20 protein-coding genes and 2 pseudogenes are annotated in these 19,202 nt (G+C 41.3%); 11 read left to right on the top strand and 11 right to left on the bottom strand.

The genetic code is table 11. From position 1 onward, the window contains the following. Positions 1-39: 39 nt before the first annotated feature. Positions 40-492: a hypothetical protein gene (locus M3221_RS11510; RefSeq protein WP_251271913.1), complete on the bottom strand. Its 453-nt coding sequence runs from the start codon at positions 490-492 to the stop codon at positions 40-42. Positions 493-1,088: 596 nt separating this feature from the next. Between M3221_RS11510 and M3221_RS11505 the strand changes: the two genes are divergently transcribed. The 5 genes from M3221_RS11505 to M3221_RS11485 all read left to right on the top strand — a co-directional run bounded on the left by M3221_RS11505 (position 1,089) and on the right by M3221_RS11485 (position 6,540). Continuing rightward, positions 1,089-1,679, top strand: a complete 591-nt coding sequence (locus M3221_RS11505; RefSeq protein ID WP_251271912.1) for a DUF2238 domain-containing protein — start codon at positions 1,089-1,091, stop codon at positions 1,677-1,679. A 161-nt stretch (positions 1,680-1,840) separates the two neighbouring features. Continuing rightward, on the top strand, positions 1,841-2,992 hold the full coding sequence (locus M3221_RS11500; protein ID WP_251271911.1) for an RNA-guided endonuclease InsQ/TnpB family protein: 1,152 nt from the start codon (positions 1,841-1,843) through the stop codon (positions 2,990-2,992). 471 nt (positions 2,993-3,463) lie between these two features. Next, positions 3,464-4,108, top strand: a complete 645-nt coding sequence (locus M3221_RS11495; RefSeq protein ID WP_251271910.1) for a DsbA family oxidoreductase — start codon at positions 3,464-3,466, stop codon at positions 4,106-4,108. Between the two features lie 423 nt (positions 4,109-4,531). After that, positions 4,532-5,545 (top strand): LacI family DNA-binding transcriptional regulator, encoded by a 1,014-nt coding sequence (locus M3221_RS11490; protein WP_251271909.1) that lies wholly within the window; start codon positions 4,532-4,534, stop codon positions 5,543-5,545. 149 nt (positions 5,546-5,694) lie between these two features. Further along, positions 5,695-6,540 carry a sugar phosphate isomerase/epimerase family protein gene (locus M3221_RS11485; RefSeq protein WP_251271908.1) on the top strand — a complete coding sequence of 282 codons (846 nt, stop codon included), beginning with the start codon at positions 5,695-5,697 and terminating at the stop codon, positions 6,538-6,540. 134 nt (positions 6,541-6,674) lie between these two features. Here the strand turns inward: M3221_RS11485 and ahpF are convergent, their stop codons facing one another. The 3 genes and pseudogenes from ahpF to M3221_RS11470 all read right to left on the bottom strand — a co-directional run. Continuing rightward, the gene (ahpF, locus tag M3221_RS11480; protein ID WP_251271907.1) at positions 6,675-8,204 is read right to left on the bottom strand and encodes an alkyl hydroperoxide reductase subunit F; all 1,530 of its coding nucleotides are present in this window, start codon (positions 8,202-8,204) and stop codon (positions 6,675-6,677) included. Between the two features lie 12 nt (positions 8,205-8,216). Beyond that, positions 8,217-8,780: an alkyl hydroperoxide reductase subunit C gene (gene ahpC, locus M3221_RS11475; protein WP_242236552.1), complete on the bottom strand. Its 564-nt coding sequence runs from the start codon at positions 8,778-8,780 to the stop codon at positions 8,217-8,219. Positions 8,781-9,262: 482 nt separating this feature from the next. Further along, a pseudogene (locus M3221_RS11470) lies at positions 9,263-9,526 on the bottom strand (KGG domain-containing protein); the annotation flags it as partial. Between the two features lie 269 nt (positions 9,527-9,795). On the opposite strand from M3221_RS11470, the gene M3221_RS26820 reads away from it, so the two are divergent. Continuing rightward, entirely contained in the window at positions 9,796-9,951 is a 156-nt protein-coding gene (locus M3221_RS26820; protein ID WP_396120276.1) for a glycerate kinase, read from the top strand. Between the two features lie 551 nt (positions 9,952-10,502). Beyond that, a complete protein-coding gene (locus M3221_RS11465) occupies positions 10,503-11,207 on the top strand; it encodes a DUF421 domain-containing protein (RefSeq protein ID WP_251271906.1) in 705 nt (234 codons plus the stop codon). 194 nt (positions 11,208-11,401) lie between these two features. Here the strand turns inward: M3221_RS11465 and M3221_RS11460 are convergent, their stop codons facing one another. Together M3221_RS11460 and M3221_RS11455 are read right to left on the bottom strand one after the other, a co-directional pair. Continuing rightward, positions 11,402-12,715, bottom strand: a complete 1,314-nt coding sequence (locus M3221_RS11460) for an MFS transporter (protein ID WP_251271905.1) — start codon at positions 12,713-12,715, stop codon at positions 11,402-11,404. A gap of 240 nt (positions 12,716-12,955) precedes the next feature. Beyond that, complete coding sequence (locus M3221_RS11455) at positions 12,956-13,714, bottom strand: MBL fold metallo-hydrolase (RefSeq protein ID WP_251271904.1); 759 nt, start codon at positions 13,712-13,714, stop codon at positions 12,956-12,958. A gap of 371 nt (positions 13,715-14,085) precedes the next feature. On the opposite strand from M3221_RS11455, the gene M3221_RS11450 reads away from it, so the two are divergent. Next, a complete protein-coding gene (locus M3221_RS11450) occupies positions 14,086-14,496 on the top strand; it encodes an Lrp/AsnC family transcriptional regulator (RefSeq protein WP_251271903.1) in 411 nt (136 codons plus the stop codon). Between the two features lie 70 nt (positions 14,497-14,566). Here M3221_RS11450 and M3221_RS11445 read toward each other — a convergent pair whose 3' ends face one another. Continuing rightward, a complete protein-coding gene (locus M3221_RS11445) occupies positions 14,567-14,788 on the bottom strand; it encodes a hypothetical protein (RefSeq protein WP_251271902.1) in 222 nt (73 codons plus the stop codon). A 166-nt stretch (positions 14,789-14,954) separates the two neighbouring features. Between M3221_RS11445 and M3221_RS11440 the strand changes: the two genes are divergently transcribed. Both M3221_RS11440 and M3221_RS11435 read left to right on the top strand, forming a co-directional pair. Continuing rightward, complete coding sequence (locus M3221_RS11440; protein WP_251271901.1) at positions 14,955-15,533, top strand: RNA-guided endonuclease InsQ/TnpB family protein; 579 nt, start codon at positions 14,955-14,957, stop codon at positions 15,531-15,533. Beyond that, positions 15,484-16,107, top strand: coding sequence for an RNA-guided endonuclease InsQ/TnpB family protein (locus M3221_RS11435; RefSeq protein ID WP_251271900.1), 624 nt, complete (start codon positions 15,484-15,486; stop codon positions 16,105-16,107). Before M3221_RS11440 ends, M3221_RS11435 begins: the two co-directional genes overlap by 50 nt. Positions 16,108-16,437: 330 nt before the next feature. On the opposite strand, the gene M3221_RS11430 is transcribed toward M3221_RS11435, so the two are convergent. After that, positions 16,438-16,770, bottom strand: coding sequence for an antibiotic biosynthesis monooxygenase family protein (locus M3221_RS11430; RefSeq protein WP_251271899.1), 333 nt, complete (start codon positions 16,768-16,770; stop codon positions 16,438-16,440). Positions 16,771-17,086: 316 nt separating this feature from the next. On the opposite strand from M3221_RS11430, the gene M3221_RS26310 reads away from it, so the two are divergent. Beyond that, positions 17,087-17,215 carry a hypothetical protein gene (locus M3221_RS26310; protein ID WP_285880182.1) on the top strand — a complete coding sequence of 43 codons (129 nt, stop codon included), beginning with the start codon at positions 17,087-17,089 and terminating at the stop codon, positions 17,213-17,215. A gap of 257 nt (positions 17,216-17,472) precedes the next feature. On the opposite strand, the gene M3221_RS11425 is transcribed toward M3221_RS26310, so the two are convergent. From M3221_RS11425 to M3221_RS11415, 3 genes and pseudogenes are all read right to left on the bottom strand, one after another. Then, entirely contained in the window at positions 17,473-17,766 is a 294-nt protein-coding gene (locus M3221_RS11425) for a hypothetical protein (protein ID WP_251271898.1), read from the bottom strand. A 350-nt stretch (positions 17,767-18,116) separates the two neighbouring features. Then, positions 18,117-18,679: pseudogene (locus M3221_RS11420) on the bottom strand (DUF6434 domain-containing protein). A 20-nt stretch (positions 18,680-18,699) separates the two neighbouring features. Beyond that, entirely contained in the window at positions 18,700-19,107 is a 408-nt protein-coding gene (locus M3221_RS11415) for a nuclear transport factor 2 family protein (RefSeq protein ID WP_251271897.1), read from the bottom strand. Positions 19,108-19,202: the final 95 nt, after the last annotated feature.

Genomic DNA, 19,202 nt, shown 5'->3' with positions numbered 1-19,202 from the left:
GCACGCCTCCATCAGACGTGTCGAGTAACTGGAAATAAACTAGCAGGTCGCCACTGTTACAGTAAAGGTACAAATCACATTAATAAAGAAGAGAGCAACCAAACTAATGGCAGCGGCTTTCTGGCTAATGAACCTGCTTAAACCCGGCAAGACAGTTTTTGCGATCAGCATTGAATATATCAGCATAAACAAATAGAAGATTAACATGGGATAAAAGAGCAATGTATGAAACGTCGTTCTTAGTAAACGCATAACCATAAAGAATCCCGACAAAAAAAACACAGTAAATGCGGTTAATGCTTTGTAACGGAATCCCTCTTTTTTGATCCTATACCGGTAATAAGCGAGTATTAGGGCTAAGAAGGACAATCCCATGTTCATTCCGAATATCAAATACGATTCTTCAGGAATGGGGCTGCTTATGGCCCCGAAGAAAAAAGCTAATGTTAAAGATATAGCAGGACCTTGCCAGAAACTAGTATGTTCTTCCACAATCAAACCTCATTTTAATTCCAATTCAGTAAGCAATTTTACTGACAGCGTTATTCTACATACGATTTTAAATGTTTTAAAGTTTCGTTTTTACCCTTATTAAAAAGCAAAGCTGCATCTTTTTTACTGTTTTGCTCCTTATAGGTATCACTTTTAGTAGTAACCCACCAGGGGAGTTATCAAATCATTAAAATAATTTACTGAGCCTGATAAAGAACACAGTCCTTTATTTCTAAAGAGTCTGTATCCTCATCTCCTGATTTCTTTTTTATGATTGCACATTCTTCAGAAGGGACATAATGAATATAGGTGTTTGTAAATCAGATAGTGAGGTTAAGGGTAAACGAATCATCATTCCAGGTATATTGTTTGCTCTGTTAATTATCGTTACATTGAGTATTTATCTTATTATCTTATATTTTCTTGGAAAATAGATGAATGCGCAGAAGACCAGGTGATTACTCAGTCTTCGCAAAAGGGCGGGAAGACGCATACTATATATAACCTGCTTTTTGGGATAGCAGGACCCTTCTGGAAGGGATTTATACAAGCATACAAAAACAAAGGTATGAGAAGCAAGAGGGGAAGGCGAATAGATGAAAAAACGAATAGTTAGTTTCCTTAGTATTGTATATGTTCTTTTCATGGCTGTGCTGGCTTTTGCTCACTACACGGAAGGAGATGACAAAAAGGCACTTGTTGCAGCAGGCGGTGTTGTATGCGGATTAATTCCTCTTATTTTGGCTCTTTTCAGCAGGCTCCAGTTTAATTTGCCCCTTATCATTTTTTATTTTATTTTCCTTTTGGGTTCACAATATTTCGGATCAATTTTAGGCTGGTACGGGCTTGGCTGGTGGGATTTCTTTATGCACGCCGTAAGCGGTGTTTTACTTGCATTCACAGGCATTGCGTTATACGAGCGCTTTGTTCATAGAGGAGCAGGTAAAGAGATTTCATCTTGGTTTGTTGCTCTGTTTGTCCTTTCCTTTGCTGTACTGGGCGGCGTTGTGTGGGAGTTTTATGAATTTAGCATGGATCAATTTTTCGGAATGACTTTACAGGGAGGCGGAAATAAAGACACGATGGAAGATTTAATTGCCGATACTCTTGGAGGATTGGTTATTGCGTTACAGGCGGGTGTAAGGAAGCGTTTCGATAAGGCTGATAACACTAGAAAGCAGCAATAACAACTATTTTTATCGCATTACCGGCCAGAAGACTCCTTTAAATTGCTTTGCAATTAGTGGGAGGTGAATGGCCGCTTTTTTTTGTGTTTGCTGCTTATTGTTTGAAACATATGTTCCTTTTTTGGTATACTCTATTTGTTAAATACTGGAGGTGGATTGGAATGATGCTGAATTACCGCTTCGAAATTTTTCCGAATGAAGAACAAAAAAGCACGCTTCACTCTTGGGACAACCTCTGCCGCCAGCAGTATAATTCCGCTCTTCTCGATAAACAAAGAGCCTATCAAAAGAACAAGAAAAATCTGACTAAATCTGATCTCAGTGCCCTGTTAACCCTATCCAAGAAAGACTATTCATACCTTAACAAAGTGCCTTCCCAACCCCTTCAGGAAACACTGGACAGGCTGGGAAAAGCGTTTGATCAATTCTTTAAAAAAGAAGTCCGCTATCCTAAGATGAAAACACACAAAGACTACCATTCCATTACATTTACACAGTTTGGCATGAGTAAACGAAAAGATAAAAAAGGAAAGATGCATACTGTCCGGCGGGCCGTTTCCTTCGGGAAAGGAGGGAAGCTCCTCATTTCTAAACTGGGCTTAATAGATATCCGCCTCCACCGGAAACTGGATGGCAAAGTCAAACAGGTGATCATTAAGCGCCAGAATGAGCGCTGGTTTGCTATTTTCTGTGTCGAAAGACAGGCAGACCCGCCTCAGACTGTCCATCAAGGCTCTAAAACAGCCGGTATTGATGCCGGCATCAAGAAATTTGCCGTTCTATCGAACGGCAAAGAGATTCTACACCCAGGCTTTCTCCGTAAGGAGGAGAAAAACCTCATACGTGCCCAGAAGAAACTTTCAAGAAAGAAAAAAGGCTCCTCAAACTGGAAAAAGCAAGCGGCCAGGCTACAGAACCTTCATGCCAAGGTGGCGAACCAGCGGAAGGATTTCCTGCATAAAACAGCGTTCCGCCTGGCAAACACCTACAGCGTCATTTGTGTAGAGGATCTGAATATCCGCAATCTGGTGAAAAACAGGAAAGTGTCCAAATCAATTCATGATGCAGGCTGGGGAATGCTCCGCCAGTTTTTGGTGTATAAATGCGAGCTCAATGGCGGCCAGCTGGTCAAAGTGAAGCCGCATTTCACCACTCAGGACTGTTCAGGCTGCGGAAAAAGGGTAAAAAAATCCCTTTCCGTCCGAACGCATGCCTGTCCGGATTGCGGTCTTGTGCTCGACCGCGACCATAATGCCGCCTTAAACATTGAAAAAGCCGGGCTGGTCCAGATAGGACTCATTCCGACAATATAATCTTTTTACAACTGTAGGTCGAGGTCCCGCCCGAACAGTATAAAATAACGCCTGTGGAGATGACGTAAGACCCTGTTCGGAAGAAGAGGGCAGACATCGGTGAAGCAGGAAAATCAATGAAGTCAGAGCATGTTTTTTCATGTCTCTAACAGAGATGCTCCATCAAATTGTGCAGCAATTAGATGGAGAGGTTCACTACCGTAACCTTTTTGCTGATTGCGAAAATATATATGATTATTTACAGTAAAAGTTTAATCTGTGCATAAAACCAGTATTTTGGAAAAAGAAACATACATAAAAACACCTTTTAGTTTGAGCACTCCTAACTTAAAGGTGTTTTTTGTACTGGTACTGCTCTATAGAAACAGTTTTAATGATCGTTTCGTCATCATTTAAAGTGTTCTTTTATAAAGAGAGGGTATAGGCCCATAATACAGGTGCAGCATCATTTAAAAATGGGAGGCAATCAATATGACCTTAAAGATAAAAGTGTACTCCGATTATGTATGTCCTTTTTGTTTCCTGGCAGAAAAACCGCTGGAAGAAGCGATAAAAGGAAAAGATGTTGAGGTAGAATGGATGCCATATGAGCTTCGTCCATATCCAAATGAAACATTAAAGCCGGAAGGCGATTATTTGCAAAACACGTGGAAACAGTCCGTGTATCCAATGGCTGAACAGATGGGTATCCAGATTGTTCTGCCAAAAGTGTCCCCTCAGCCATATACACACTTGGCGTTTGAGGGCTACCAATACGCCAAAGAAAAGGGCAAAGGCAATGAATACAATGACCGCATGCTGCGGGCTTTTTTCCAGGAAGAGCAGGACATCGGCAGCATTGATGTATTAACGAAATTAGCGGGCGAGATTGGTTTAGATCAAACTGAATACCGCGAGGCATTGGAAACAAGAAAATATAAAGCAGTCCATCAAAAAGCACTTAAGCACGCTTATAACGAAGCGGATATCACAGCGGTACCGACTTTTGTGATTGGTGATACGAAAGTTGCCGGCATTCGATCAAAAGAAACACTAGAACAGCTAATCAAGGATGAGATCGGCAGACAGAAACCGGATTTTCCTGAAGGAATGGCGTGCGGCGTTGATGGCTGTTAAATTGTATTTGTTTTATAAAGAAACAAAAGAGCCGGGAAAGCGGCTCTTTCTTTTTTATAAAAAAAACAAAGAAACTGTTTCCTAAATTTCTTTTTTGATATTTACAAAAAACAGTTGAAAGAAAAAGGAAAGCGCTTTACACTAAATAAGGTAAAGCGCTTTCCTTTTTTGGTAGACTTAAATAAAGTTTAAATTGAATTAAACACCGATAAAATAGTAGAAAAAGCGCTTTTTCAAAGGTACCTTGAATCTACACGGTATTGAATATTAAGGGGGGAGAAATAAAGGCGCCTTATTCAAATCACAAAAAAGAATAGAAGCGTATTTGTTTAGCTTTTTAGTCGGGAATGAGATAAAGCAAAATATAAAGCGGACGCCAAGCAACAAAAGTAAAGCGCTTTACAAAAAGGAAGGTATATCAGCATGAAAGTTACCATCTATGACGTTGCAGAAAAAGCAGGGGTTTCTATATCAACGGTTTCAAAAGTAATGAATAACCAGCAGGTTGGACAAAAGTCGAAGCAGAAAGTATTAAAAGCGATGGAGGAACTCGACTACAAACCGAGCGTTCTGGCATCCGCTTTAACTGGGAAGCGGACCTCTACGATTGGTTTTATTCTATCGGATATCGCCAACCCTTTTCTTGCGGAAATTACCCGTCAGGTAGAAGATCGGGCGCATGAAGCCGGATATAACCTTGTCTTATGCAGTACGGACTTTAAGCAGGAAAAGGAAAAGCGGTATATAGAACTGCTAAGACAAAAAAGTGTAGATGGTTTTATTCTAGTAGGGGATTTTAAAAACAAGGACGTACTTGTGAAGCTAACGCATAGGGGAGTCCCAGTAATCCTTCTCGCAGCTGAGTCTCATCCATCTCTGTCTGTGAACACGGTGACAGTCGATAACTTTATAGGAGGTTATGAAATCACCTCCCATTTAATTGGTTTTGGCCATGAAAGAATAGCCTTTATCGCAGAAACAGCTGGAAGCAGCCAGGAGCGTATCCGTGGATACAAGCAGGCTTTACAAGAGCATAGCCTGTCATATCATGAAGACTTTATTGTGATCAGTGACTCAAGCTTAGAGGATGCCAAACGTCTTGCCGTCCAGCTGCTTGATTCTCCTAATCGGCCCACTGCAATCATTTCTTCGAATGACCTGTTAGCCATGGGAGTACTGATGGGTGTAAGGGAAAAAGAGTTAAACATACCAAAGGATCTTTCTGTTACAGGTTTTGACAATACGCTCCTATCCAAATCCTGTGATCCGCCGCTTACAACCATTTCCCATCCGATTAAAAGTATGTGCACACAGGCTGTTGACATGCTTGTAGAAGAAATAGAGGGAGTAAAAAAGGAAAAACAAAAGATTTTGGCGCTGCCAACATTAATTGTTCGAAAATCTACCGATTATAACCCGTTTAAAACAAACAGGTAAAGAGCGGTTTTACCTGATCAAAAAGTATATCCCATACAAAAAATAAAACGGCTTATCATAAAAGAAAAAGCGGGTGTACGCGTCTGCTCAGTGGTCTATACACGCTATTTAACGGGATAATAACCAATATAAAAAGGCAGGGATTAATCATGAAAATCGCATTTAATGAAGCTACCACACTACATAATTCAATACTTAAGGAAGATTTAGAGCTTTGCGAAAAGCATGGCTATGACTATATTGAAGTGCGCCTTGATAAATTAAAGGAATATTTAACGGAGCACACTACTGACGATTTAAAAGCCTTTTTTGACAACAGTCATTTGAAACCTTATGCATTCAATGCATTAGAGTTTATTACGTTCAGAGACGAAGCAGGATATCAGCAGATTAAAGATGACTTGCAGTTTTTATGTGAAGTAGGGGACGTAGTGAACTGCAAAAAAATTGTAGTGGTCCCGACCTTTGATATTGGTGACTACACAAGGTCGCAAATCAAGGAAGAGACCGTAAGCGTATTGCGTGAATTGGCTGATCTGGCGGAACCGTATGGCGTGAAGCTGGCCTTTGAATTTGTCGGTTATCCAACATGCTCGGTCCATTCCTTTGGTGATGCTTATGAAATTGTAACTGAAACAAACCGTGAAAATGTAGGTGTCGTGCTGGACTGTTTCCACTTCCATGCGATGAAATCCAGCATTGAGGATTTAAAAAAAGCCGATCCAGATAAAGTTTTTATTTTTCATATTGATGATTGTGAAGACCTGCCGCCAGGGGCGCTGCGTGACCACCATCGTGTGTGGCCGGGAGAAGGTGCAATCGATCTTGATGCAATTCTGTCAACATTAAAGGAAATTGGATACAGCGAAATGGTGTCTATTGAGTTGTTTAGACCGGAATACTGGGAGTGGGAGGCAGATAGAACGATCCGAGTCGGCAAGGAAACAACTGAAAAAGCGGTAAGCAAATATTTCGCAGTTGATCAGCGCGTTTAATAAGCGGTAAGCTGCCGAATGAGGGACTGAAGACAAACTGAAGAAGAACTTAGGGAAAGAAAAAGCCGTTGTACTGCCTTATGGCAGCACAACGGCTTTAGTGTTAGAAAAGAAAGATACGTATCTTTCTTTTCTTAATTTCGAATAAGGTAATCGAATGCGCCGAGGGCAGCAGTGGCACCTGATCCCATGGAAATAATGATCTGCTTATATGCGCTGTCTGTGCAGTCGCCTGCAGCAAATACACCAGGGATGTTTGTTGCGCCGTGTTTATCGACTACAATTTCACCCATGCGGGTACGTTCAATCGTTTCACCTAACCAGTCAGTGTTTGGTACAAGTCCGATTTGAACGAATACACCTTCTAGGTCAATGTGGTGAACTTCTTCCGTTTCGCGGTCGATATAAGAAATACCGTTCACTTTGTCAGTACCGGTAATTTCTTTTGTTTGCACGTTCTTGAGAACAGTGACGTTAGGCAGGCTGTACAGACGATCTTGAAGTACAGTGTCAGCCTTCAGCTCTGGCATAAATTCAAGAACCGTTACATGCTTCACGATACCTGCCAGGTCAATGGCTGCCTCAATACCTGAGTTACCGCCGCCGATGACAGCTACATGTTTTCCAACAAATAGCGGGCCGTCACAGTGAGGGCAATATGCTACACCTTTGTTCTTGAACTCCGCTTCGCCTGGTACGCCAACATTGCGCCAGCGGGCACCCGTTGAAAGGATAACCGTTTTACTTTTTAGAACCGCACCATTTTCGAGTTCAAGCTCGACTAGGTCTTTCTTTTCTAGACGCTTGGCACGCTGTAAGTTCATGACATCAATGTCATACTCTTTCACGTGTTCTTCCAGGCTTGCAGCAAGCTTAGGACCTTCTGTGTATTTCACACTGATAAAGTTTTCAATACCCATTGTGTCCATAATCTGGCCGCCAAAGCGTTCAGCAACAAGACCTGTACGGATGCCTTTGCGTGCTGCGTAAACAGCTGCACTTGCACCAGCTGGTCCACCGCCGACAACAAGCACATCGAATGGCTCTTTGTCCGCAAATTCTGATGCATCCGGAGCGCTTCCCATTTTGGCAAGGATTTCTTCAAGAGTCATACGGCCGCTGCCGAAAGATTCCCCATTTAGGAACACAGTCGGTACTGCCATGATGCCCCTGCTTTCCACTTCGTCCTTGAACGCTGCTCCATCGATCATCGTATGTGAAATACCAGGGTTTAAAATACTCATCAGGTTCAGGGCTTGTACAACATCAGGGCAGTTGTGGCAAGTTAAGCTGATGTATGATTCAAAACGATATTCACCTTTAATGTTCTTCACTTGGTCAATGACACTTTGGTCAACTTTTGGCGCTCTTCCGCTCACTTGCAGGAGAGCCAGTACCAGCGACGTAAATTCGTGGCCCAGCGGGATACCAGCAAAAGTGACACCAGTATCTTCGCCGATACGGTTGACACTAAAGCTTGGCGTTTTTGGCAATTCTGTTTTCTCTACTTTAATGCGAGAAGACATAGTGGCCAATTCATCCACGAGTGCCAGCATATCCTTTGATACCTCATCGGATCCTGCGCTCACTTTTAGAAGCACATCGCCCTCCATCATTTCAAGATATTGGGCTAATTGTGCTTTGATATCTGCATCTAGTATCATTAGTTAAACTCCTTAAATTTTGCCTACAAGGTCAAGGCTTGGCTTAAGTGTTGCAGCACCTTCTTGCCATTTAGCCGGGCAAACTTCACCTGGATTGTTGCGAACGTATTGTGCTGCTTTGATTTTGTTTACGATTGTGCTTGCATCACGGCCGATACCGCCTGCATTGATTTCAACAGTTTGGATAACGCCATCTGGATCGATGATGAACGTACCGCGGTCAGCAAGACCTTCTTCTTCGTTTAGTACGTCGAAGTTACGAGAGATTTTTTGTGAAGGGTCACCGATCATAATGTATTCGATTTTGCCAATCGCTTCTGAATGGTCGTGCCATGCTTTGTGTGTGAAGTGTGTATCAGTTGAAACAGAGTATACTTCCACGCCAAGATCTTTAAGTGTTGCATATTCGTTTTGAAGATCTTCTAACTCAGTAGGGCATACGAATGTGAAATCTGCAGGGTAGAAGCAAACAACACTCCATTGACCTTTAAAGTTTTGTTCTGAAACATCGATGAACTCACCGTTGTGGAATGCTTTTGCTGAGAATGGTAGTACTTCTTTTCCGATTAGAGACATAATAAAATTCCTCCTATGTAGTGGTTGTAGGTATTATAGCCAGCCTGCCCAATCAAAACCATGACTGCTGCAAGTAACTATAATAATTCTAATTCGACATTAATTATTATATAGGACTTGTTTTCTTGTCAAGGAAAATGCATGAATTAAATTCCTTTTTCTTTTTAGTCAATGTGCTTAAGAAAAGTCAGGGCGTGAGCGCAGACACAAAATAATGAAACAAATGTTATCTAAAGAAAATACAGCTGAAGATTGCTACGGCGGCTGATAAATATGGTTTTGAAAATAAAAATCCAGATTTTCAATAATGACTTATCTTTCTCAATTATTATGGAGAATACAAGGGATGCTTATACCTAAATAAGTTTTTACAAATATGCCAAATGAAAAAGTAAAAAGGGAATGCCAAAGCACTCCCTTTTTAAATAATCAACGACGGTTCTTGTTCCGCCTTCATATGTTCATACTAATCCAATTGATTAATCATCACTGCGTTGTTTGCCGCGAGCTTCCCCGCCTTTTTCACCGATCTCCTGATAGAATTCTTTATCATGATTCTCGGAAGTGGCTTCTCCGCCTTTTTTTCCGATTTCTTGATAAAATTCTTTATCATGATTTTCAGCAGTGGATTCTCCACCCTTTTTTCCGATTTCCTGGTAGAATTCTTTATCATGGTTTTTTGCAGTAGCTTCTCCGCCTTTGCGTCCTGCTTCTTCACGACTCATTTTATCGTTGTTGTTAGCCATTAAAAATTCCTCCTCAGTAAATGCAAGTTTTGTGGTGTACAGTATGTATGTTACCCGCCTGTTACTTTATAAAACTATTTCCCAGAAGATTGATACGAAAGAATCAATTATTATACTCTGAAAACAAATAAAAGAGGAAAGGGATTAGGTTAGGATTTTTAGGGTAGGGAAGCATGATTAAGCAGAAGTGTAAGGGTGCGGGGATAAAGTCGGAACAATATTAATAGGATGACAAAAATAAAAACCGCATTTATTATTTGTAGAAAACAATAAGAAGAGTTAATAGTGTACGAAAAGCGGCGGATGTTGAGAAAGCAGTCAAAGATGCTGACCTTGTCATCCCCGATGAAAGTCGAATCGATAGGCATACAATTTGTAAAAAAAATACAATTACCGTGGCCAAAGCGACGAAAAATATAAGGTGACCGTCATTGGATTTACCGGACCCTATCTCTGAAAAGCGACTTGGCGTATGAGCATGGAATAAACGCTCTTTTTGGCATTGTTTTGGGAGAATCGTCCTGCCGGATACATTTGAGCATGCGCCCCAGTTTGCCAAGAGAACAGTAAGAAAAAGTGCGGTATCTAGTCCAGTCATTTTTTATAAAAAGCTGCTAATGAATAGTCTCTTTTTAGGAATCACGGTTGTTGTTAGCTGATTTTTTTAGTTTGGAAGTTTGTAAATGTTAAATAGGCGCACGAGCAAAACAGGGAGCGCAAAAAAGAAGCCGGGATGGAGAGTAACAACTTCATCCCGGCTTTCGTTTATATATCAAAAAGTATGGCGATGATAACCATAAGCAGAAATTGGCCAAGAGAAAAAGCCGAAAAGAAGCCAGCTGCAAGAAAAGCAGCCCTGGCTTTTATCAGGCTGGCCAATACATAACGTACATTTCAAACTCCCATATAACACTTATGAATCTGGATAGATACGGTCCAATAAGAAACTTTTTTAGAGAAAGGAGTATCCTTAACTATGCCAATTCCAGAATTGCTGCTCAGGCTTACATTATCCTTTATCGTTTTACTAGTATTAACAAGAATCATGGGAAGAAAAGAAATTGCCCAAATGACCTTTGTGAACTTTATTTCAGCGATTGTCCTTGGAACGCTTGGGGCTTCTCTAGCAACAGATCCTGCGATAAGAGTCCTTGATGGATTGATCGCTTTAGCGAGCTGGAGTGCGTTTACGGTTTTGCTTGGATATTTGGATATCAAGTCTAAAAAGATTCGCAAGATCATGACGGGGCAGCCGGTTATTTTGATTAAGAATGGAAAGATCATGGAAAGTGCCCTGCGCAAAGTCCGGGTGGATATGGAAACATTAAGTTCTTTATTACGAAAAAAAGATGTTTTTGCCGTATCGGATGTGGATTATGCGATTTTTGAAACAGACGGCAGCCTTTCGGTGATGAAGAAAGAAACAAAACAGCCAGCCACTAAAAAAGATCTCAATATACCGGAAGCTCAGTATGCTTTTCCAATGCCTGCAGCCGTCATAACAGATGGGGTAGTGAATAGCCGAAACCTCGAAAAGTTAAAACTGGATCAACAATGGCTGGACCAAGAGTTACAGAAGACAAATATTCAGTCTCTTTCAGATATCTTCTATGCAGAGGTGCAGCAGGATGGTTCTTTGTATATTGATCAAAGAAGGGATGACAATGCTGCCCAGCGTTAGGGCAACCAGCGGTATGTGAGAAGAAATTAATCAAATATTGTTTTTCATGGCTAAACATGAGGCGAGGAAATAAGAAAAAGGCAGCTTTTAGTTACTTGCTGAAAGCTGCCTTTATTCACTAGAGTCTAATCGTCCCTTCCTAGATAAAACGCTGCATTGATACCAGACTAACTCATTAAAAGAGTAGAGAAATCTTACACCGGGTCTTTGCTTTGAGTCTTTCGAGACCAAACCACCACAGGAATAAGCAATAGTGACAGAATAGCTCCAGAAAGAGATAGTGCCGCGTAACTATAATGGGCGGCTACCACGCCTGCTAACACACCGCCTGAGGCACCCGATAATGCAAGCAGGACATCAACCGATCCCTGTGTTTTTGCCCGAACAGATGGGTGTGCTGCATCTATAATAAGAGCTGTGCCGCTTATTAAGCCAAAGTTCCAGCCAACACCAAGCAGTATCAGCGCGCAGATAAGCAGTGCCATTGAGTCTCCCGGTGCAAAAGCTGCCAGTATACCGGAGGCTAGAAGTGTAGCACCCGAAGCAACAGCCATTGCCGTGCGACCCACTTTATCTACCAGCAAGCCTGTCAAAGGCGAAGGCAGATACATGGCACCTATATGAAAACCGATGACCAGCCCAACCTCTCTTAAACTATGCCCATGGTGTCCCATATGAACGGGTGTCATGGTCATAATGGACGTCATCACAAATTGAGTCAAAACCATAACAGCAGCGCCTACAACAATTCCTCTTTTATTTACTGCAGCACTTTCCGAATGTGGTTCTTGCTGCACAGTTCCATCTTTCTCCTGAGCATTCGCTATCGCTGTAGATATAACTAAAGGATCTGGGCGAAGAAAAAGTAAAAGAACCAGTCCGGCAAGGATAAAAGCAGCAGCCGCTAAGATAAAGGGACCAGCCAAAGCTGGAATCCCGATAGAACCCGCAAATTCCCCCATCACACCGACCAGGTTAGGGCCCGCTACTGCACCAAAAGTAGTCGAAACCATGGCCATGCTTACAGTCGTTGCCCGCTGTTTAGGTGTCGCCAGGTCTGTACCTGCGTATCGTGCCTGCAGATTGGCAGCGGTGCCAGCTCCATAAATCAGCAGGGAAGCGAATAAAAGCATGATGCTGTTGAGTAAGGCAGCGACGATAACGCCGACCGCACCCAGTCCGCCAGCAAGAAAACCGGCTGCGAGTCCTATTCCGCGCCCAAAACGCTGTGAAAGCCGCCCTACAATCAGAGCGGCTCCCGCAGATCCTAAAGTCAACAAAGCAACCGGAATCCCTGCTGCACTCTCTGTCCCCAGCATATCTTGTGCGAGAAGGGCGCCTACCGTTATGCCAGCTGCAAGTCCTGCTCCTCCGAAGATTTGTGCAAGGATTACCACTCTTAATGTTTTTTTATAAAGTTGTTTTTGTTTTTCTGGTGAATCAATATAACCTTGCAGCCAGGCAGGCTGCTGTTTTGACCCGCTGGTGTCTTCTATTTCCTTTATCATAGACTGCACTTCCTAACAAAATAAATTTCAGCTTTTTAAACTTCCTTTTGTCGGTCCTTTCTTGGAAGGTCACCGTTTTATCAGCCGTTTTGGTCAGCTGTTGACTAATAATTAAATAAATAAGAAGCTCATGATTATCAATGATATAATCACGAGCTTCTTATATTTCGGAAGAGCAAATGAATGCTTAAAAATTAGACGAAATAAAATGAAGACGACAGTGTCTGGACGTCTTTCAGTTTAAAATGTGTAAGATTCGCCGTCTTCTGGCACTAAGAGGCTCGTAGAGAATCCTTTTTCCGCAGTGAAGCTTTTTAATTCTTGTCTGGATAATGTCCAGTGGTTTACAGCTTCCATATGAACAGAAATGATTTTGGCGTGAGGGGCAGCTTTATGCACTTCATAGATATCATCTTTCCCCATTACGAGAGAACCGCCTTCTAGGAATTGATTGTCTCCGCCATTTACTACGATGATTTCCGGCTTATGGGCATCGAGCGCTTCCTGGATCGCTTCGTACCATACGGTATCCCCAGCTACATACAACGTTTTTTCGTCTTGGTGCTTGAAAACAACACCGCACACAAGGCCAGTGAGCTTCAAGATTTCTCCTCTTCCATGCTCGCCTTTTGTTTTGATTAACTGGATTCCTTCAAAGGCGGTATCTTCCTGCAGCACCTCGACATTTTGGAAGCCGGCTTTTTTCACTTCTCCAGCATCTTCTTCATTTTGAACAAACATTTTGATCTCTTTTGGCAGTGCTTCTTTGGCCGTATCATCAAAGTGGTCTAAATGGAGGTGAGTGACAATAACAGCATCCACGTTAATGATTTCTTCAATGGATGTGGGCAGGCTGACTAAAGGATTGTTTTGATCTTGTCTTACCGAATTTGGAAAAGGCGGGTACGTACCTTTCTCGGCTAGAAATGGGTCAATTAAAAACTTCCTTCCTGCATATTGGACAACGATCGTTGCATTTCGAATTTGTTGTATATTCATGTTCTTAACCTCCTTTTCTTAGATCTACGTATAGTTTATACTGTGGCCCGTTTGCATTTACATGGATAAAATCAAGTCTTTTGGCCGTTTGACTTGAATTTTGAAAGTGAAACGTATTATGTTTTAAAGTAGACTATCCTCCATCCTAATTAGGGAGATGTAGAGGGCCATTTAAAACCACGTATAGAGAACGAATGCTGATTTAATTTTAACCATTTACAAAAGTGAATGTGGCGGTTTTTCACTAAAGAGAGGGAAAGAAGGCATTACCCGATCCCCTCAGCAGATAAATTCATTTTGATAGGACATATTCATTGAGGAGAATTTATTCACATAAAATATTCTACACCCATATGTAAAGGATTGATTGAATGCTGGATCATACAGATATGCGAATATTAGAAGAGTTATCTCAAAACAGCCGCATTACTATGAAAGAATTGGGTGAAAAGGTCCATTTGACAGGACAAGCAGCCGCTTCTAGAGTGGCAAAATTAGAGGATAATGGAGTAATTGAAGGGTACACCATTAAAGTGAATCAAGTTAAATTAGGGTGTTTTATACATGCTTTGATTACGATCTATACAAATAGCCCTTATCATCAGCCATATCTTTTGTTTATAAAAACACAACATAATTATGTAATAAATAATTATAAAATCAGCGGTGATGGCTGTTATCTTCTTGAATGCAGATTTCCATCCAATGAAATATTAGATCAATTTTTAGTGGATTTAAACAAGCATGCGAATTATAAATTATCGATTGTGATTAATAAATAATGGATGAATCAATAGGAAGGAAGCCGGGACAAGATATTATCCCGGCTTTTTCATGTTTTTATTTAACTTTTTACATAAAAGAAGCAGCTGAAAACTGGCCTTTAAAATGAAGAGCCCGGGACTTATGAAAATATTGCAATTCAGCATATTGATAATACTTTTGGTGATCACTCGCGTTGGCCATTTTCAATCGCTCATAATGCAATTCAAGAGCGGCATGCTTTAAAAAATTTTGCTGCGCATACCAAACCGCATTTAATTGTTCACTGGATAGCTGAGGTCCATTTGTCATAAGCATAAAACTCCTTTTATCGCATTACAGGCCAGAAGACTCCTTCAAATTGCTTCGCAATTAGTGGGAGATGAATGGCCTCTTTTTTGTGTCCATTGCTTAGTAGTTGAAACATATGTTTTCTTTTTGATATACTGTATTTGTTAAATACTGGAGGTGGATCGGGATGATGCTGAATTACCGCTTCGAAATTTTTCCGACTGAAGAACAAAAAAGCACCCTTCACTCATGGGTTAACCTCTGCCGCCAGCAGTATAATTCCGCTCTTCTCGATAAACAAAGAGCTTATCAAAAAAACAAGAAAAACCTGACTAAATCTGATCTCAGTGCTCTGTTAACCCAATCTAAGAAACACTATCCATATCTTAAAAAAGTGCCTTCCCAGCCCCTTCAGGAAACACTAGACAGGCTGGGAAAAGCATTTGATCAATTCTTCAAAAAAGAAGCCCGCTACCCTACGTTAAAAAAACATAAAGACTACCATTCCTTTACATTCACACAGTTTGGCATAGGTAAACAAAAAGACAAAAAAGGAAAGATGCATACTGTCCGGCGGGCCGTTTCCTTCGGAAAAGGAGGAAAGCTCCTCATTTCTAAACTGGGCTTAATAGATATCTGCCTCCACCGGAAACTAGATGGCAAAGTCAAACAGGTGATCATTAAGCGCCAGAGTGAGCGCTGGTTTGCTATTTTCTGTGTCGAAAGACAGGCAGACCCGCCGCAGGCTTATTCATCAAGCCTCTAAAACAGCCGGTATTGATGTCGGCATCAAGAAATTTGCCGTTCTGTCGAACGGTGAAGAGATTCTAAACCCGGGCTTTCTCCGTAAAGAGGAGAAAAAGCTCAAGCGTGCCCAGAAGAAGCTTTCGAGAAAGACAAAAGGCTCCTCAAACTGGCAAAAACAAGCTGCCAGGCTGCAGAAGCTTCATGCCAAGGTGGCGAACCAACGGAAGGATTTCCTGCATAAAATATCGTTCCGCCTTGCAAATACCTATAGCGTCATTTGTGTAGAAAACCTGAACATCCGCAATCTGGTGAGAAACCGAAAAGTGTCCAAATCGATTCATGATGCAGGCTGGGGAATGTTCCGCCAGTTTTTGGCGTATAAATGTGAGCGCACTGGTGGCCAGCTGGTCAAAGTGAAGCCACATTTTACAACCCAGGACTGTTCAGGCTGCGGAAGAAGGGTGAAAAAATCTCTTTCCATCCGAACGCATGCCTGTCCAGATTGCGGTCTTGTGTTGGACCGCGACCATAATGCCGCCTTAAACATTGAAAAAGCTGGGCTGGCACAGATAGGACTCATTCCGGCAATATAATTCCTTTACAACTGTAGGTCGAGGTCCCGCCCGAACAGTATAAAACAACGCCTGTGGAGATGATGTAAGACCCTGTTCGTAAGAACAGGGCAAATATCGATGAAGCAGGAAAATCAATGAAGTCAGAGCATGTTTTTCATGTCTCTAACAGAGATGCTCCATCAAATTGCGGAGCAATTAGTTGGAGAGGTTCACCTTCAGTGTATGTGCCAGAAAATATTCCGGTATCCATCGTTAGTTTCAAAGAAGCGTAAATAAAACGAGGCCGATTAAAAAGGGCCTCTCCCTTATAGGAGAAGTCCTTTTCTTTCTTGCCAAAAACAAAGTTAATCATTGGCTTTCATTTGCATAGTCTCTTTCCACTTTGCAAATACGGGTTATGTAGGATGAGTACCAGTCTTTTTTGCCTTTTTCTTGTGCTCGCTGATGCGATAAGTTTTCTTTCCATTGCCCAATAGCATCTAATGAATCCCAGTAGGAGACTGTGATCCCTAATCCGTTTTGTTCTCTTGCACTTTCAACGCCTAAAAATCCTGGCTGCTTAGAAGCAAGTTCGACCATTTTGTGGGCAGCCTTATGGTAGCTGTCCGATTCCTTATCCGTTCTTTGCGAAGTGAAGATCACTGCATAATAAGGGGGAGGTGGAGTGTTGGCGAAAAACATTTCTAATGACCTCCTATGGATTAATATTAAATATCATATCATACGTGTTGATTGAATCCCCCATAGATCAAGACAGGCAATATGATGTAACCTTGCTGTCTACAAATATACGAATATACAGTGAAGAAAAAGGAATTATGAGCCTTTTCTGCACGCCATTGCAGGTGATCTATGCTTGAGGTTTCAAAAAGAAGGAGTAAGATTTCTCTTGCGTATACAAAATATAACCATTGAATGAATGGAAAAGAGCAGATACAGCTCGTGACATGCTTAATAGGGAGAAACAGTTTACTTATTAAAAAACAAGGAGGACGCGATGGGGATTTTAAACGCACTAACGATGATTTTTGTTCTTTTGAAATTTTTGGGCATAATCGACTGGAGCTGGTGGATCGTGTTGCTGCCATCCATTATTCGGTATGTGGGTCTGTTATTTGGTTTGTAGCATAGTACTCAGAAGAACGATACATATTCACAGTGCTTCGCAAAGAAGATAGGGAATATCAGAGAGACGATAAATCCAAAGAGATGCGAGGGATTGTTTATTTAAAGAAGTCATTCCGTTTAAAAGTCCAAAAGCCAGGGGATAAAAAAGCAGCCTTGCGGAATACCTGGCTGCGTAAAAAGATAAGCATGTTTAAAAACATCAAAACAAGAGATGAATGGTTAGAGTGAATTCTTTGTGCGGACCAAACGAGCTGTTCACTTGTGTTTCTTATCATGGAATTTCTTTAAAAAAGCAATGACGTTTGCTTTTAAGGAGGCATATGAGCCAACCGCCGCATATCCATAAAACCAGCCCATAAATAAACCGGAAGATAAATGGTGCGGATGACTAATGAAGACAGAAATAAGAAGCCCAATCACCAGTGCAATAGTAGGAACGATCGCCTTGGACGGTTTGAATTTCAACTTAATGATCTGGGTTAAGATCATAACCAAAGGAACGGCAATGACCGCGTCCCAGAAATTCGTATCTATAGTTGGGAAATCCATTTTTATCACCACCACTTTACTATGCTTGCCGAACACAAGACGTAATAAAAAAACAGCCAGAGGGGGCTCTGACTGCGCATGTTGACTGGGATATTGCATGAGAAAATGGGGGTTTCCTCACTACACCTATTATGTACACGTTGAGGAGAATTCATACAGAAACATACAAGGAGCAGAAATCAGTTTATGCTGCTCTGCGATGCTCAAATAATCTCTTGCAGGATTTAGTATGTCAATCTAGAAATGTGTGTATGACAGAGCGTTGAAAGACAAAATAGGATTTTTAAATTTTTCTTTGGATATGTTTGCTTGGCATCTTATTAAAAGCTAAAAAGTGCAGGGCTTATCTTTCAACTAGGAATATATCTGTTGCTTCCCGGGAGCTTTTTAACAGTATTCCATGCGCTGGTGGCACCCTTTCGGCTTTTACCTTTATTACACGGATCCGCAAAAAATTCCCGAATAAATTGATTATACTCAAATTGGGGAGCAATGTCGGTTTTATATGCAGGGTCCTTTAAACGCTGATGCTCCTCGTGCCAGGCGTTGACAACCTCCCTATACGTTTTACCGCTATTCTCTTTAAAATAGTTTTGTATATAGAAAAATGAAAGTTTGGGATAACTGATTTAAAAAAAGCTCTCACTGCTTGACTGCAGCGGTGATGTTCAGAAATCACCGTTTCCAAGCTCAATTCTTCCTGCAGAGCTTTAGGATGAGACTGTTTTGTTTTTCTTGATGGCTTTTGGATGTCTCCTGTTTCAAGAAAAACAGCAATTCTATCAGTGATTTCCTGTTTCGATCCAGAAGCACGCATTCCATTTTCTCTGCAAAAGATTTGCAGCTCTTCCTTCAGCCAATAATAAGAGCGAAACTCTTTTGCAGGGAGTACTTTTGTTAATATCGGTCTCAAATTTGCTCACCTTTTCAAGATTATTTAACGGAACTGCAATGGCCCGAGATAATTTTGAGTTTCCCATCGATAGGCCGCCAAACTCGCATGTAGCACATCTCCTCTTCAATTGAATCGGCGCCTGCATTCCCTTCTAAAGAAACTCTTGTTACAGTGATTGCGGAAAGATCTAAAAGTTTTACTCGTTGCTCCATTACTGTAATATCTGTGAAATTCACTACTTCCGAACGATGAGCTTCTAGATCAGCTTCTTTTGTCAGGACTTGCCCAAAGTGGTTAACAAAAATAAGGTCATGATCAATCAGCTCATCTAAGGCCTTTACGTTGCTAGTCAGCATCGCTTGTCGAAGCCTTTCTTCATGTTCAACAACCATTGTTTTTTTCCATAGTTCTTCATCCTTTTTAGTTACCACTATACGCTTGCCCATTCCTTTTTATCATTAAATTACATTATATGAACTATTTGGTTGTAATGTTAGCATAACAAGAACATGAATTTGTTATTTTAAACTCTTCGTCCAAA

This window comes from Domibacillus indicus (genome assembly GCF_023715895.1).
Lineage (GTDB): Bacteria > Bacillota > Bacilli > Bacillales > Domibacillaceae > Domibacillus > Domibacillus indicus_A.
Note: the sequence above shows the minus strand (reverse complement) of the source record. Positions and strands in the feature narration are given on the sequence as shown.